This window comes from Pseudomonas gregormendelii (assembly GCF_017114825.1).
GTDB classification, from domain to species: domain Bacteria; phylum Pseudomonadota; class Gammaproteobacteria; order Pseudomonadales; family Pseudomonadaceae; genus Aquipseudomonas; species Aquipseudomonas gregormendelii.
This window is the reverse complement of the sequence record NZ_JADEVO010000050.1, coordinates 15308-30734: the sequence shown is the minus strand read 5'-3', so window position 1 is coordinate 30734 and position 15427 is coordinate 15308. Positions and strand designations below refer to the sequence as shown.

The 15427-nt window shown below is 63.0% G+C and carries 10 protein-coding genes; 8 read left to right on the top strand and 2 right to left on the bottom strand.

Annotated elements, in window-relative coordinates; genetic code table 11:
* Window positions 1-193 precede the first annotated feature (193 nt).
* Together IMW75_RS24370 and gspG are read right to left on the bottom strand one after the other, a co-directional pair.
* Window positions 194-1381 carry a type II secretion system F family protein gene (locus IMW75_RS24370; RefSeq protein ID WP_045058829.1) on the bottom strand — a complete coding sequence of 396 codons (1188 nt, stop codon included), beginning with the start codon at window positions 1379-1381 and terminating at the stop codon, window positions 194-196.
* A gap of 14 nt (window positions 1382-1395) precedes the next feature.
* The gene (gspG, locus tag IMW75_RS24365; RefSeq protein WP_205893978.1) at window positions 1396-1845 is read right to left on the bottom strand and encodes a type II secretion system major pseudopilin GspG; all 450 of its coding nucleotides are present in this window, start codon (window positions 1843-1845) and stop codon (window positions 1396-1398) included.
* 192 nt (window positions 1846-2037) lie between these two features.
* On the opposite strand from gspG, the gene IMW75_RS24360 reads away from it, so the two are divergent.
* The 8 genes from IMW75_RS24360 to IMW75_RS24325 all read left to right on the top strand — a co-directional run bounded on the left by IMW75_RS24360 (window position 2038) and on the right by IMW75_RS24325 (window position 15399).
* Entirely contained in the window at window positions 2038-2649 is a 612-nt protein-coding gene (locus tag IMW75_RS24360) for a lytic transglycosylase domain-containing protein (protein WP_209012927.1), read from the top strand.
* 203 nt (window positions 2650-2852) lie between these two features.
* On the top strand, window positions 2853-8687 hold the full coding sequence (gene mnxG / locus IMW75_RS24355; protein ID WP_205893979.1) for a manganese-oxidizing multicopper oxidase MnxG: 5835 nt from the start codon (window positions 2853-2855) through the stop codon (window positions 8685-8687).
* A gap of 116 nt (window positions 8688-8803) precedes the next feature.
* On the top strand, window positions 8804-10834 hold the full coding sequence (locus IMW75_RS24350) for a YncE family protein (protein WP_205893977.1): 2031 nt from the start codon (window positions 8804-8806) through the stop codon (window positions 10832-10834).
* Window positions 10835-10847: 13 nt separating this feature from the next.
* Window positions 10848-11504, top strand: a complete 657-nt coding sequence (locus tag IMW75_RS24345) for an SCO family protein (RefSeq protein ID WP_205893976.1) — start codon at window positions 10848-10850, stop codon at window positions 11502-11504.
* Complete coding sequence (locus IMW75_RS24340; RefSeq protein WP_045058826.1) at window positions 11501-12121, top strand: SCO family protein; 621 nt, start codon at window positions 11501-11503, stop codon at window positions 12119-12121. Before IMW75_RS24345 ends, IMW75_RS24340 begins: the two co-directional genes overlap by 4 nt.
* 9 nt (window positions 12122-12130) lie before the next feature.
* A complete protein-coding gene (locus tag IMW75_RS24335; RefSeq protein ID WP_205893975.1) occupies window positions 12131-13681 on the top strand; it encodes a cytochrome c/ABC transporter substrate-binding protein in 1551 nt (516 codons plus the stop codon).
* A 13-nt stretch (window positions 13682-13694) separates the two neighbouring features.
* A complete protein-coding gene (locus IMW75_RS24330) occupies window positions 13695-14648 on the top strand; it encodes a peptidylprolyl isomerase (protein WP_205893974.1) in 954 nt (317 codons plus the stop codon).
* A 232-nt stretch (window positions 14649-14880) separates the two neighbouring features.
* Window positions 14881-15399: a response regulator gene (locus IMW75_RS24325; protein WP_045058823.1), complete on the top strand. Its 519-nt coding sequence runs from the start codon at window positions 14881-14883 to the stop codon at window positions 15397-15399.
* Window positions 15400-15427 lie beyond the last annotated feature (28 nt).

Genomic DNA, 15427 nt, shown 5'->3' with positions numbered 1-15427 from the left:
CATTACCGCCACCGCCACCGCCACCGCCGCCACCACTTCCTCCGCCACCACCACCATCCTTAGCCTGAGCGCTGGACATCCCGGACAATCCATCGGGAACCAGTACAGTCGATGCCGACAGAACTGCGCCAATAGCCACTGCGAGCAAAAGCTTCTTCATGTGCATATCGATCTCCGTCTTGTTGTGGGTGTATCAGTGAATACTCGAGGCCAGTTCGAAGATGGGGATGTACATCAGGATCACGATCACCCCGATCAACAGGCCAATGAACGTCATGAGCAGCGGTTCGAACAGTCGTACAAACCATTCGATCCAGCGGCTGATTTCTTCGTCATAGAAGTCGGCGCTGCGTTCCATCATCTGCCCGAGGTTGCCGGACTGTTCGCCTGCACGCAGCAAGCGCAGGGACACGGGTGTCACCAGGTGATTGAGCTCCAGCGCGGCGGACAGCGATTGACCCTCGCGTACCCGTTCGCAGGCCTGGTCCAGGCGTACGCGGGAGGGCACGGTGAGCAGGCCGCGGACCATGCCCATGGCGGTGACCAGCGGGATACCGCCCTGCAGCAGAATGCCCAGGGAGCGGTAGAAGCGTGCCAGTTCGTACATGAAAATACGTTGATGAACCGCCGGCAGTCGTTCGATCACGCGATCGACGCCACGACGAAAGGCCGGCTGGCGCTGGAGAAAGGCGAGGGCGACGACGATGGCCACCAGGGCACCGAAAAATTCACCCTGATGCGCATGCAGGAACATCCCGCAACTCATCAGCACCTGGGACAACCACGGCAGGTTCGACCCCAGCCCCTCGAACACCAGGCTGAAGCGCGGCACCACGTAGCCCATCAGGAATAACACCACGCCACCTCCTACCACCAGCAATAGCATAGGGTAGATCGAAGCGCTGACGATCTTCTGGCGAACCTCGTCCATGCGCTGGCGATAGCTGACATACCGACCCAGTGCATCACCCACGGCGCCGGTCTTCTCGCTGGACTGTACCAAGGCGACGTAGAGAGGCGGGAAAACCGCAGACAACTGGCCCAATGCCTGGGAGAAGGATTTGCCCTCGTACAGCAAGCGCACCAGCTCGCTCAAGGTTTTGCGGGCCTGGGGCGCGTTTTCTTTTTCCGCCAGGCTTTCCAGTGCATCGATCAGTGGCAGGCCGGCATTGAGCAGCGTGGTCAGCTCCTGGCTGAACAACACCAGGTTGAAGGTTTCGCGTTTGTGCAGGCGCAGCGCTTGCCAGCGCCGGTCGGCCTGCAGGCTGACGACGCGCAAGCCCTGGTCCTCGACCATGCGCCGCGCCTCGCTGTCGCCCTGGGCCTCGACGGTCACCGACACGACGCCGGCCTTTCCCACTGCCTTGAGATGAAACCGCATGGTCGCCACTCCCGTCATTGCCAACTGGTGACTTCGGCGTTTTCGCCTTCGCCGCCAGGTTGGCCGTCCTTGCCCATGGACAGCAGGTCGTACTCGCCGTTTTCCCCGGGGTAGCGGTAGTTGTAATTACGTCCCCACGGATCCTGGGGCAGTTTTTTCTGCAGGTAGGGGCCGGTCCAGCGGGTTTCATCGCTGGGCGCGGTCACCAGCGCCTGCAAGCCTTGTTCGGTCGAGGGGTAATGCCCGACCTCCAGGCGGTACAAGTCCAGCGCCTTGCCCAGGCCTTCAATCTGCGCCTTGGCCACTTTCACTTCCGAGCGGCCGAGCTGGGCAAAGTACTTCGGCGCGACGATGCCGGCCAACAGGCCAAGCACCACCAGCACCACAAGCAATTCGAGCAGGGTGAACCCGCGCTGAGCTCGGGGGGTATAGCTACGCGCAATACAGCACTGACGCTGTTTCATGATGACCTCACACATAGACGGAAGGGTCGCGCGAAAGCCTTATGCAATTGCCATGCACAGGCCCGGTCATTGCCCTGCAACCCCCGTAATAAGGGGCTTTACAGTTACGGCACGGTGCTTGCGTACGTCTGGTTCACGACTTGTCATTGGGGCATTACCCCCATTTTTCGGGGCAGGTCAGGGGAGGTACCAATGATCAAGTCATTCACTGCGGGACTGCTGGGCGTGCTGTTGCTGGCCGGGTTCGCGCACGCCGATGTGTTCATTTCCGTCGACGCCAAGGGCAGCTACGTCCTGTCCAACGTCCACCGTCCCGGCCGCCACTATGAACGGGTGATCCGTGAGCCTGAGGTGGCCCAGGTCAGCCTCGACCAGCAGCCGCAGATGGTTGCCGCGCGGCCCTATGCCGAACTGGTGTCGGCAGCGGCCACGGCCAACCAGTTACCGGCGGCGCTGTTGCATGCGGTGATCCAGGCCGAGTCCAGCTACAACTCCGGCGCCACCTCGCCCAAAGGCGCGGGCGGGTTGATGCAGTTGATGCCCGACACCGCCCGGGAGCTGGGGGTGAAGGATGTCTACGACCCCAAGGCGAACATTCAGGGCGGGGCCAAATACCTCAAGCGCCTGATGACCCTGTTTGACAACGACATCGCCCTCGCCGTGGCGGCCTACAACGCCGGGCCACAGGCAGTGATCAGCCGTGGCGGAGTGATCCCGCCGTTCGCCGAAACCCAGCGCTATGTGCCCAGCGTCCTGCGCCAATACCGGCGTCTGCAGGGGCTGGCCGTGGATGCTCCGCTGTGATTGGGGGATTCCCCAATTGTGGGGAAAACCGACAGGCATCGGTTAACCCGCAAACCGGGGAATGGGTGGGGGATTTCCCCCGACTTATCAAATCGTCCGTATAACCTTCTGAAAAATAACAAAAAGTTTTATGGCATGGCGATTGCTGAAGTGATTTTTGACGAGACGTATTCCCAATGAGCACCCCACCGAGGCCCGTGATCATGACCGGCAAACCCAACGCTCATCACCTGCTTAATCTGCTGCTGTTTCTGGTGCCGATGTTCGGCCTGGAAGCGGCCCAGGCCGCTCTGCGCTGCGAGCGCAATCTGGTGGCAAACGTCGTGGCGCTGGACCAGCCGCTGATGTTCAACCGACTCGGCGCACAGAACGTCAACGGCATGATGTTCGCCCTGCGCCGCGATGTGGTCGACGACCACAACAGATCACTGGCCCAGGGTGGCACGGCAGTGCCAGGCAAGGTCTCGCTGCGGCCCGACAAGCGTCCGCGGCCCCTGGTGCTGCGCGTGGCAGCCGGTGATTGCCTGACCATCAACCTGCAGAACCTGCTGGCCTATCAAGCCAACCCCGGCCGTCATGACGGCGGGGAGGAAGAAGAAGGGGAAATCGAAGGCGAAGTTGAAATTGGTGCAGTCGATGACTTCAAGGTCGACGAGCAGGTCACGGACCGCCATGTCGGCTTCCAGGTTAACGGCATGCAGGCGGTTAACAGTATCGACGACATTTCCTCCTATACCGGCCGCAATGCCAACACCCTGGTCGCCCCCGGCGCAAGCCGCTCCTATACCTTGTATGCCGAACGCGAAGGCGCTTTCGCCGCCAGCAGCCGTGGCGCTACCTTCGGTGGTGAAGGCGCTGCCGGTAACGTCGCCAATGGCCTGTTCGGCGAAGTGGTGGTAGTGCCAAAGGGCGGCCGCTCCTATCGCAACACCGTGACGGAAGAAGAGATGCGCCTGGCCAGCACCGGGCGTACACCGACCGGACAACCGATCGTTGATTACCAGGCACGCTACCCGCAGCGCGAGCCGTGGATCCGTGAAGGCAAGGCCGGCACGCCGATTATCAATATGGTCGACGGCAGCGAAATCATTTCCAGCGAGAGTGACGCGATCGTCATGGGCAGCAACGCCGACGGCAGCTTCCCGCCTTCGACCTACCCCCTGGAAGCCATTGGCAAACGCAACCCGGCGCTGCCCAACCGGCTGGAACCGTTCCGCGATTTCGCCTCGCAATTCCAGGATGAAACCGCGGCCACCCAGGCATTCCCCGCTTACTGGGCAGACCCGGTGATGGCCCACGTGCTGGAACCGACCCGCGATTCGTTCATGATCAACTATGGCTCCGGCGGCATGGGCGCCGAAGTGGTCGCCAACCGCCTGGGCGTCGGGCCGATGCACGATTGCCTGTCCTGCGCCTACGAAGAGTTCTTCCTCAGCTCGCACACCGTCGGCGACGTGGCGATGCTGGTGGATGTGCCGGCCAACGCCGGCCTGGAAAACATTCGTCCCGGGGAAACCCCGCGCGCCGACCAGATCGGGGTCAAGGCCACCATGGCGCTATACCCGTCTGAGCCGTCCAACGTCAACCACAGCTACATCGGCGACTTCGTGAAATTCCGCAACACCCACAACGGTCACGAGCAGCACATTTTCCACCTGCACGGGCACCAGTGGCTGTTCAACCCCAATGACGACAACTCCGACTACGTGGATGCCCAGGGCATCGGCCCGGGCGCCGGCTACACCTATGAAATCGCCAACGGTGGTTCGGGCAACCGCAACCGCGTGGCCGGCGATGCGATCTATCACTGCCACTTCTACCCGCACTTTGCCCAGGGCATGTGGGCCATGTGGCGGGTGCATGACGTGTTTGAAGAAGGCACCAAACTCGAAGTCTCACAACAAGGCGACGACGGTTACCACAGCGAACCCTATGCCCTGCGTAGCGGTAAACCCGCGGCGGGTGCCCGGGCCCTGCCTGATGGCGAGATCATCGCCGGTACCCCGATTCCAGCGGTAGTGCCGCTGCCCGGCAAGGCTATGGCGCCGATGCCAGGCAAGGTCGCGGTCGTGCCGAAAATCGGTGAAACCCTGGTGGCCGGTCACGACGATGACGATGAAGAAGACGACGATGATGACCACCAAGGTGGCACCGGTGGTGCCCAGGCCATCGGTTCGCTGGCCCTGGTGGATCGCAGCGAAGCCAACCGCAATGCCGATGGCAGCCTGAAAAACCCTGGCTACCCATTCTGGATCGGCGGTATGGAAACGTCGGTCGGCCAACGCCCACCGACCCCCCCCCTGGACATGCTTGATGCAGCCAAGGCCCAGGCCTTGAAAACCAGCGGCAATTCACTGTGGGCCAACCTCGACCCGGCGCAATCCGGTGGCTGGGATGGCGGCCTGGGCCGTCATTCGCTGGACGGCTTTTCTGCTGGCGGTGAAGCAAACACCATCACCACCTCGCTGGATTTCTCCAAGGAAGTGACCCGCGCCAAACCCATCTACATGCCGGAAGAGGGCACTGAGGTGGAACAGGCAGCGATGGCCTTCCATGCCAAGAAAGACCACCCAAGCTACGCGTTGCTGCCAGGCAACCAGATCGTGGCGCGAGCCTTCCGCACCAATGGCGCCTTGCCCATTGCCGGCGCGCCTTATTACGAACCCTGCATGGACGACCGGCAAAAACGCCTGACCAGCAGCGCCGGTACTGGCGAGTTTGCCAGCGGCGAGCGTATCGACGGCATGTCCTACACCGGTTCGTCGACCTTCACTGCCGACCGTCCAAGGGTCTACAAAGCCGCGAACATCCAGTTCGATGCGGTGTACAACAAGGTCGGTTACCACTTCCCGCAAGCGCGCATTCTGGCCCTGTGGGAAGACGCCTGGCCGGTGATCACCAAGCAGCGGCCACCAGAGCCTCTGGTAATGCGCATGAACACGTTCGACTGCGTGCAGTACCAGCAAACCAACCTGGTGCCGGCCACCTATGAGATGGACGATTATCAGGTGCGCACCCCAACCGACGTGATCGGCCAGCATATCCACCTGCCGAAATGGGACCTGACGGCGGCCGACGGCTCGGCCAACGGCTGGAACTACGAAGATGGCGTGCTCTCCCCAGGCGCCGTGCAGGAGCGTATCCACGCCATTCGCGAATTCAACCAGTGCCTGGGCGCCGATCCGCGTGACGGCACGCCGGCCTGCCCGAAAGCCAAGAACCATCCGTTCTTCGGTCAATACGGTCGGGCGGACTGGGTCGGTGCACGGACGGCAATGCAGCGCTGGTTCGTCGATCCGGTGGTTAATACCAAAGGCGTCGACCGTGGCCTGGGGACCATCTTCACCCACGACCACCTCGGCCCATCGACTCACCAACAGATTGGCCTGTACGCCACCGTGCTGGCTGAACCTGCCGGCTCCACCTGGTTCCACGCCGAGACCGGCGAGCAGCTGTACAGCGGCGCTCGGCAAGACGGCGGGCCGACTTCGTGGCAAGCAGTGGTGTCCACCGGCGACCTGGATGGCGACGGCAAGAACGACAGTTTCCGCGAGTTCTTCCTTGAGTACAGCGACTTCCAGCACGCCTATGAAGCCGGTGTGTACGTGGGCGCCGGCCCCAATGGCGTGCCCAACCCGACGGCGTTCCCGGCCACTGCGGACAGCTTCCGCTACGCCATCAACCCGCCTGTGCGCAACAACGCCAGCAACCTGCTGGACGGCATCATCGAAGTGCAGGGCGGCATGGTCCCAGGCTGCCCGACCCGGCCGTGTCCGCAGGCAATCTCGGTGGATGACCCAGGCATGTTCGTCGTCAACTATCGCAACGAGCCATTGGCGTTGCGGGTGTATGACCCGAACAAACTCGGCCCTGACGGTAAGCGCGGCATGCAGGCGGACGGCCTGGGGGGCGACCTCGCGTACGCCATGCAAAGCCGTACCGACCGTGCCATCGCTGCCATGAACCTGGCGCCCAACCTGGTCACCTCGGCGACCGGCCCAACCGGCGGCACCACGCTGTTCCCACCGCACATCAACCGTGGCGGCGCCGAACCTGGCGACCCGTTCACCCCGATGTTGCGCACCTATACCGGTGACAACGTACGGCTGCGCCTGCATGCCGGTGGCCATGAGGAGGAGCACAACGTGACCCTGCACGGGGTGAAATGGCTGCAGAGCGGTTCCGGCTTCGGCATGAGCTCCAACTCCGGCTGGCGCGCCTCGCAGATGGTCGGCATCTCCGAGCAGATGGGTTTCAACGCACCGGTATCGATACTCTCCAGTTCGGCGGCGACCACGGGTGACTACCTGTACTCCATGGATGCCTCCATCGAGGGTTACTGGAACGGTATCTGGGGTGTTATGCGCAACTACACCGCCCAGCGCAGCGACCTGTTCGCCTTGCCGAACAACCCGAAACCGGCGGGCATGCGCAACACCGTGGCCTACGAAGGTTCCTGCCCACGGATCAGCGCCAACCCCAGCGGCATCGGCACCCGGCCGACCGTGCAACGCAACTATGAAGTGGTCGCGGCGCTGGCCAATGACATCCTGCGCAACCCGTTGAACCTGACCATCGGCGATCCTGCCGGCCTCGGCCAGCACGTCGGCGGGCCGTTGAATCCGGCGGGCGGCACCCTGGTGTTCAACTCGCGGACGGTCAACATCCCGCAGGTCACGGTGACCGATCCTGAAGATGGCGAAACCATCACCATCGGCGGGCAAAGCGGGCCGCTGCATGATCCGACCGCCATCCTGTACGTGCGCAAGTCCGACCTCGACCCGAACACCGGCAAGCTCAAACCCGGCGTTCCGGTAGAGCCGCTGGTATTGCGTGCGGCGGCGGGTGACTGCATCAACGTCACCCTGGAGAACCGCCTGCCGCTGGTCATGCCCGACCTGACGCAGACTGCTGCGGTGCAAGGCCTGGTCAAGCGTGATCGCAACAGTGGTCAGGGCTCGACCATCTTCAGCAACAACCTGATCCGGCCGTCCAGCCATGTGGGCCTGCATGCCCAGCTGCTGGCGTACGACATCACCAAGTCCGACGGTGTCAACGTCGGCGCCAACCCGATCCAGACCGTGCCACCACGGGTCGGCAATACCGGGGCCTACCCGACTCGTACCTACCAGTACTACGCCGGGCACCTGGAGCGTGAGGGCAAGCCGGTGACGCAACTGGGTCGTAGTGTCGACAACATCAACGCTACGGCGGTGGAGTTCGGCGGCCTGAACATCACCCCGGCGGACGTGATCAAGCAAGGGCAGAAAGGCCTGGGTGGGGCAATGTCCATCCTTCCGATCGGCGCGACCTGGGTCGAAGACGCCCGCAAGACCAACGCCACGGTTACGGCGCCAGGGCAGGCGGTATACCGCGACTTTGCGATGGTCTGGCAGAAAGCCTTGAACATGCGCTGGGCTAACGGTCGGCCGGTGGAAGGCATTGCGGCCGAAGGGTTCGGGGTGCCGAACGATCCGCAGGACAACTCGAGCATGGCTATCAACTACAAGGCCGAGCCGCTGTGGTTCCGCTTCGGGCTGGCGCCGGATGCACCCTTCGGTCACGCCGGTGGTGCCGGCTACGGCGACGTGCCTAACGCGCACATGGCCTACAGCAATGCGCTGATCGGCGGCGATCCACAGACACCGGTGCTCTATGCAAAACCGGGGCAACCGTTCCGTACGCACATCCTGTTGCCAACCGGTGGCAGCCGTGGCACGACCTTTCAGCTGGATGGCCACGTGTGGTCGGTCAACCCGTTCCAGTCGGAGAAGAGCGATACCGGTGGCTATCCGATGGGTACCCCGGGCGTGGGTTCGGTGCGGTTCGGCTACAACCCGATGTCGATGTACATCGGCGCCCGGGAAAGCATCCTGCCGGCCGCGCACTTCAGCTTCATGCACCCAAGTGCCGGGGGCAGTAACGCCATACCGGGTGACTACCTGTACCGCGACTACGGCGCCTACGGCAATACCTCCGGCTTGTGGGGATTGCTGCGGGTGACCAACGAACCGGAACCGGCGCCGCCAGCCCAGTAGGAGCGAGCTTGCTCGCGATGGAGTCATGGGCCACACCCTCAACACCAGGGTGGGTCCGCTGCATAAGCAAGAGCAACAGTGCACAGGCAGGCACAGATCTGTAAGGGGAGAGTGGAATGAACAGGAACATCAAGGTCATCGCAGGTGCATTGGTTGTCGGGGTGGCGCTGGTGTGGCTGGGGGTGTGGAAGACCATGCCGCCAGACATGCTCAGCCAGATCGCGCTGCCAAATACCTGGTCTGCCAACGCCAGTCCGCCCGCCAAGGCGGCTCAGCCCGCCAGCCAGAGTCCGGTCGCGGCTAGCACTGCTGAAGACGGCCAGCAGATCCTCGAACGTGACGGCGTGTCGGTGGCAATGCAGGTTCGCCCCTTGGCCGCAGACGGTGTGCTGCGCGAAGGTGAATTTGCCGACGTGCGATTCCGGATCACCGACAGCGCTTCCGGCCAACCCCTGGCCGGCGTGGCCCCGGGGGCCTGGCTCGACCCGGAAACCGTGGCGGCGGACAAGGCCCAGGGCCGCGAACGCAGCTGCAAATCCCGGGTCGGGGTGTTCCTCAAATCGAGCATCGGCGCACGGCCCTTGCTTGACCTCAACAGCTACTTCCTGCTGGTGATGAACCGCGATGCCAGCGTCATGGTGGTCGATCCCTCGGTCTCGGTGGGGGGCATCACCAGCACCATGGCGCGCATCGACATCAAACAACCACCGATGGACTGGGTCACCCCGAAGGACAATAAACGAGTGTTCGTCTCGATGCCCACGGCCGGCGAAGTCGCCGTGATCGACAGCGAGCAATTCAAGGTCATCGACTCGGTCGCCGCCGGCAGCAACCCGGTGCGCGTGGCGCTGCAGCCCGATGAGCGCCTGCTGTGGGTCGGCAACAACGCCAAGAGCGCCGAGGAGTCCGGCGTGACGGTGATCGACGCACGCAGCCTGAAACCGCTCAAGCACCTGGCCACCGGCGCCGGGCACCACGAAATCGCCTTCAGCAAGGACAGCCGCCAGGCTTTCGTCAGCAACCGCGATGACGGCACCGTAAGCATCATCGACATTGCCACCCTGACCCTCAGCAAGCAGCTCAAGACCGGTTCGCACCCGTTGTCCGTGGCCTACTCGCCGTTGTCCCAGGCGGTGTATGTCGCCGACGGCAAGGACGGCACGGTCACGGTCATCGACAGCGCCAGCCTGGCCGTGCGCCGGGTGATCCAGCTCAAGCAGGGCCTGGGCCCGATGGGGTTCAGCAGCGATGGACGCTTCGCCATCGTACTCAATACCCTGGAGAACCAGGCCTCGGTGATCGACGCAGCGACCAACTCGCTGATCCATGACCTGGACGTTTCCGCCGAACCGTTCCAGGTGGTGTTCACCAAGGCCTACGCCTACATTCGCGGCCTGGCCTCGGCCAAGGTCACCATGATCAACCTGGCTTCCCTGGGCGAGGGTCGCAAGCCGATCACCCAAGGTTTCGAAGCCGGCCCCCAGGCTCCGCGCCTGGCGGGCGACCTGCCACTGGCGTCGAGCCTGGCGGTGTCGCGCGATGACAACGCAGTGTTCGTGGTCAACCCGGTCGACAACACCACCTACTTCTACGCCGAAGGCATGAACGCGCCGATGTCCGGCTACCCCAATCGCGGGCAGGTGGCACGGGCGGCGCTGGTCATCAATCGCAGCCTGCGCGAGGACGAACCGGGGCTTTACAGCGCACGCATCAAACTGCCGCTTGCTGGTCGTTTCGACGTGGCCTTCCTGCTCAACCAGCCGAACATCATCCACTGCTTCACCGCGCTGGTAGAGCCCAACGACAAGGTTGCCCGGCACGCTGGCGTGCCCAAAGTGGAATTCATGCTCGATAAATCCACCGCCGACCTGGGCGACTCCTATGTCGTGCGCTTTCGTATCGTTCAGGGCAAGCAGAAGACCGAGCGCAGCGGGGTCAAGGACGTGAAAGTGCGCTACTTCCGCGCGCCGTCATCCAAGACCCAGACCGTAGCGGCGCTGGAAGTGGGCAACGGCGTGTACGAAGCACCGGTAACCCTCGACCAGAGCGGCGCCTGGTACCTGCACGTGCGTGCGGCGTCCCTAGGCGCGAGTTTTGACGACAAGACCTTTGCCAGCGTCCGGGTGGTCCCGGGCGCTGCACACTGAAGAGGATATGGACATGAATCGATTCGTACCCTGCACACTGCTGACGTTGTGCCTGCTGGCTGCCGGTATCGGCCAGGCCATGGCCCACTCGGCGGATGAACACGCCGGCCATGACATGCCCGCCAGAAGTGCTACCTCTGAAAGTGCCCAGGTGAAGTTCGCCGACGTCGCCCTGGTGGACCAGACCGGCAAAGCAGTGCGCCTGGAACCAGACCTGGTGAGCAACAAGATCGTGGTCATGAGTTTCATCTACACCAGTTGCACCACGGTTTGTCCGGTGGTGTCGTCGATCATGGGCAAGGTGCAGAAGCAACTCGGCGCGCGGGTCGGCACCGAGGTGCAGCTGGTGTCGATCAGCATCGACCCGCAACGCGACGATGCCAAGCGGCTGAATGAGTACGCCCGCTCGTTCCAGAACGGCCCCGGCTGGAGCTGGCTCACCGGCTCGACCCAGTCGGTCGCCGAAACCCTCAAGGGCCTGGGCACGTTCAATGGCGACTTGAAAAGCCACGCGCCGCTGATTCTGGTGGGCGATGGCAACAGCCGGCACTGGACCCGCTACTACGGTTTCACCGACCCGGCCGTGCTCACCCGCGAAGTGGAAAAACTCAGCGGCGAACGTAATGCCCACGCCAAACACACCGCCATCGCCATGGAGCAGCACCCATGAGGACTTTCAACCGCATTGCCTTGAGCCTGTGCCTGGGCATTTTCAGTTCGCTGGCGCTCGCCCATGAGGGCCACCAGGAGCCCGCACCTGCCACCCCCGCCGCGCAACCGGCCAGCGGCACGCGCGACGCCAAAACCTGGTTCACCGACACCCCGTTGCAGGACCAGAATGGCCAGACCCTGCGGTTCTACAGCGACGCGCTGCAAAACCGGGTGGTGCTGCTCAACGTGATTTTCACCAGTTGCAATGATGCCTGCCCGCTGATCACCCAAAAACTCAAGGAAGTTCGCGAGGTCCTGGGCGACAAGGCGGAGGGCATCACCTTTATCTCCCTTACCAGTGATCCGCTGCGGGACACCCCGGCGGTACTCAAGGCTTACACCTTGAAACAAGGGGTAGAAGACCCCCACTGGCTTTTTCTGACGGGCGACAAGGCCCAGATGGACCTGGTACTGGGGCGCATCGGCCAGATCGTGCCCACCCCGGAACAGCATTCCACGCAGCTGATCGTCGGTGACGTGGCCAACAAGCGCTGGAGCAAGATCCGCCCCGATGCCCCGGCCGCCGCCATTGCCCAGCGCTTGCAGTTGCTGACAATGCCCCTGGTCGGCCGTTGAGCGCGCGCCATGAAAACGTCCCTTGTCCTCAGCCTGCTGCTTCTTTGCGGTGTGCACCTCGGCGTCCAGGCGCTGCCGCTCACCCCCAGCGAAAGTGCCGGTAAACGGCTGTATCGCGAGGGGCTGTCGGCCAGTGGCGAGCCCATCATGGCGCGAGTCGGGGCGGCGGGCATGCTGTTGCCCGCCACCAGCCTGCCGTGCGCCAATTGCCATGGCGCCGACGGCGTGGGACGACCCGAAGGCGGGGTGCGACCGCCGGATTTGAGTTGGTCGCGTCTCAGCAGTACCTATGGTCAGCAGCAGGTCAACGGCCGCGACTATCCGGCCTATACCGATGCCAGCCTGGCCAAAGCAATTCAGGAAGGCCGCGACCCCGGCGACAATCGACTCGACCCGGCGATGCCCAGGTTTGTCCTGTCGATGAACGATCAGCGCAACCTTACCGCCTATCTCAAGCGCGTGGCCGAAGACCGCGACCCCGGCCTCGACCCGGCCACCGTGCACCTGGGTACGCTGTTGCCAGGTTCCGGGCCGTTGAGCGAGGAGGGCACCACCGTCGCGGCGGTGCTCAAGGGCAGTGTGGCGCGTATCAACGAAGCCGGCGGCATCCACGGCCGGCAGCTGCGCCTGACCATTCTCGACCCGGGGCCGGACCGCGCCAGTGCCGAGCAGGCGCTGGATCGCCTGATCGACCAGGAACAGGTATTCGCCCTGATCGCGCCCCTGGTGCCGGCGCTGGACGCAGACCTGGCAACTCGCCTGGAACGCGCCGGCGTGCCGCTGATCGGTCCCTTGTCGCTGCTGGGAACAGCCCAGGCCAGCCGGCAGATTTTCGAGCCCTTGCCGGGTTTGCGCGAGCAACTGATCGCCCTGGCCGACTACGCCACCGAACAGCTCAAAGTGCTGCAGGGGCCCACGCTGATCACTTACCCGGACGAAGCCGGCCAGCGCCTGGCGGCCCAGAACCTGAGCCGGTATCTGCAGGATCACGCCTGGCAGAAAGTACGCCTGCAAGCCTACGACCCGGCCAGCGAAGAAGTGCCGCTAGGCTCGCGTTCGGTGTTTTACCTGGGCGGCGGCGCCGGTTTCAGTCGCCTGGCCGAGCGCCTGCAAGTGGCCGGGCAGGTGCCGTATCTGTTCGCCACCTCGAACCAGGTGGCGGGGGACCTGCTGCAAGTGCCCAGTGGTTTTTCCCGGCGAGTGTTCCTGGCGTATCCGTTTGTGCCCAGCGACTGGACGGTAGCTGGCCGCCTGGCCCTGACGCAGGTGCGCGCCAACCAGGGCCTGGGCGGCCAGCACGCGGTGCTGCAAGTGGGCGCCTACAGCTCGATGCTGCTGCTCAGCGAGGGCCTGAAACAGGCCGGGCGCGACACCAGCCGCGAGAAGCTGGTCGACGCCCTCGAAGGCCTGCATGACTTCGATACCGGGCTGACGCCCTTGATCAGCTTTGGCCCTGGCCGCCGCCAGGGCCTGAGCGGCGCCCATGTGGTGACCGTGGATCTGCCTGACCAGCGTTTCTACCTGGTAGCGCCCTATAGACCGATAGCAGCGATGCCCTGAACGGAGGTTCATCATGAAACTCAACACCTGGTTGCTCCTGCTGACCCTGTCGGTGCCGGTGAGTTACGCCAGCACCGGCCCGATCGCGGCGAAGGTTAATGGCGAGGAAATATCCGAGTTTCGCCTCGAACGCTATTTCGCCGAGTTCCTCGAGGATCAGGGCCGGGCATTGGGCAGCATCCGCAATCCCAAGGCCTACAAGCAACTGCGGCAAAAGGCCCTGGATGCCCTGATCGACAAGGAACTGCTGTGGCAGGAAGCCGTCAAGCGCGGCGTGGTGATCAGCGACGCACAGGTGCAGGGCCAGGTCGACCAGGCTCGCCAGGCCATCGGCGGCCCCGAGGTGTTCGCCCGGCGCCTGAACGATGCCGGTTTCGATGAAGCGAGCTTCGTCGAGTACACCCGGCGTGACATGGCGGCGCAACAAGTGTTTGCCGAACTGACCACGGTGGCCGGGCCCGACGAGAAAGCGGTGCGGGCCTTTTACGAGGAACACCGCAGCGAAATGGGCCGGCCCGAGGAAGTACAGGCGCGGCATATCCTGGTGAAGGTACCTGAAGGCGCAGATACCGCGACAATTGAAGCAGCGCGTCTACGCTTAGTAGACATGCGGTTGAAAATCGTTAACGGTGCCGAATTTGCCAGTATTGCCAAAAGTGCTTCAGAGGATGCTTCCGCCAGCAGCGGCGGGGACCTGGGCTATTTCCCCAAGGGCCGCATGTTCCCTGAATTCGAAGCGACAGCCTTTGCCATGGCTCCTGGTGACCTCAGCGAGCCGGTACGCACCCCGGTGGGCTGGCACCTCATTTATTTACAGAACCGCAGCGAGCCCGCCGATGTCTCAGAAGAACAGGGACTGGAAGTGGTCAGGGCTTACCTTGCTCGAAAGCAACAGGTTGCCATTCGTGGCGAAGTGCTTGCGAAGTTGCGCTCGAGCAATCGAATTGAACGGATTGACGACGATTGAAGATTGTTCCCCAATAATGGGGAAAAGCTTCAGGGTGAATCCGTGCACTTGCCCCGGCTTTGGGGGGCACTTCGCGGTGGTGTGCTCGGGCGAAAAAGGTTTTTCATGAATATCAACTACATGCAGTGGTGAAAACTTCCGCGCCGAGTCTGGCATGAAGTGTGCGTTAGCCTGATTGAGGCGGCACTCTGCCAGGTTCGAGATTCGGACCTGCGGTTACAAGGAGTCCACCTTGTTAAACAAAGTACTGGTTGTTGAAGACGAACAGCTCCTCGCACATAACCTCCAGGATTACCTGCAGGCGCAAGGGCTGGAAGTCCGGATAGCACACGACGGTGCCAAAGCCATCGGCGAAGCCGCTGATTTTGCCCCCGATGTGATGGTGTTCGATTACCGCTTGCCCGATATGGAAGGTTTTGACGTTCTCGAACAAGTCCGCCAGAACAGGAATTGTCATTGTGTACTGATTACAGGGCACCCAACCGCTGAAGTCTGTGAGCGGGCCCGGCAACTTGGAGTCAGTCACATCCTGTTCAAGCCGTTTCCTTTGGCGGAGCTGGCTCGGGCCGTTTGTGACCTTCTGGGGATGGAGCGCCGAACGAACATTGCTACAGGATTCGTCGAACGACGCCAGAGCAGGACCGAAAGTTTCCCGCTGCAGTTGTACGACGGAAGCTGGGTGCTGGTGGATCGCCGAAGAAACTCGAACTCCATGGCACCAGACGACGAACAATTGCTCACCGGGGAGTAATGACGCGACAAGTCGTTCCGGACCTCCG

Bases quoted from the DNA above. Each gene is read 5' to 3' on its own strand.
- IMW75_RS24370 (WP_045058829.1), bottom strand. From the start codon at position 1,381: ATGCGGTTTCATCTCAAGGCAGTGGGAAAGGCCGGCGTCGTGTCGGTG.
- gspG (WP_205893978.1), bottom strand. From the start codon at position 1,845: ATGAAACAGCGTCAGTGCTGTATTGCGCGTAGCTATACCCCCCGAGCT.
- IMW75_RS24360 (WP_209012927.1), top strand. From the start codon at position 2,038: ATGATCAAGTCATTCACTGCGGGACTGCTGGGCGTGCTGTTGCTGGCC.
- mnxG (WP_205893979.1), top strand. From the start codon at position 2,853: ATGACCGGCAAACCCAACGCTCATCACCTGCTTAATCTGCTGCTGTTT.
- IMW75_RS24350 (WP_205893977.1), top strand. From the start codon at position 8,804: ATGAACAGGAACATCAAGGTCATCGCAGGTGCATTGGTTGTCGGGGTG.
- IMW75_RS24345 (WP_205893976.1), top strand. From the start codon at position 10,848: ATGAATCGATTCGTACCCTGCACACTGCTGACGTTGTGCCTGCTGGCT.
- IMW75_RS24340 (WP_045058826.1), top strand. From the start codon at position 11,501: ATGAGGACTTTCAACCGCATTGCCTTGAGCCTGTGCCTGGGCATTTTC.
- IMW75_RS24335 (WP_205893975.1), top strand. From the start codon at position 12,131: ATGAAAACGTCCCTTGTCCTCAGCCTGCTGCTTCTTTGCGGTGTGCAC.
- IMW75_RS24330 (WP_205893974.1), top strand. From the start codon at position 13,695: ATGAAACTCAACACCTGGTTGCTCCTGCTGACCCTGTCGGTGCCGGTG.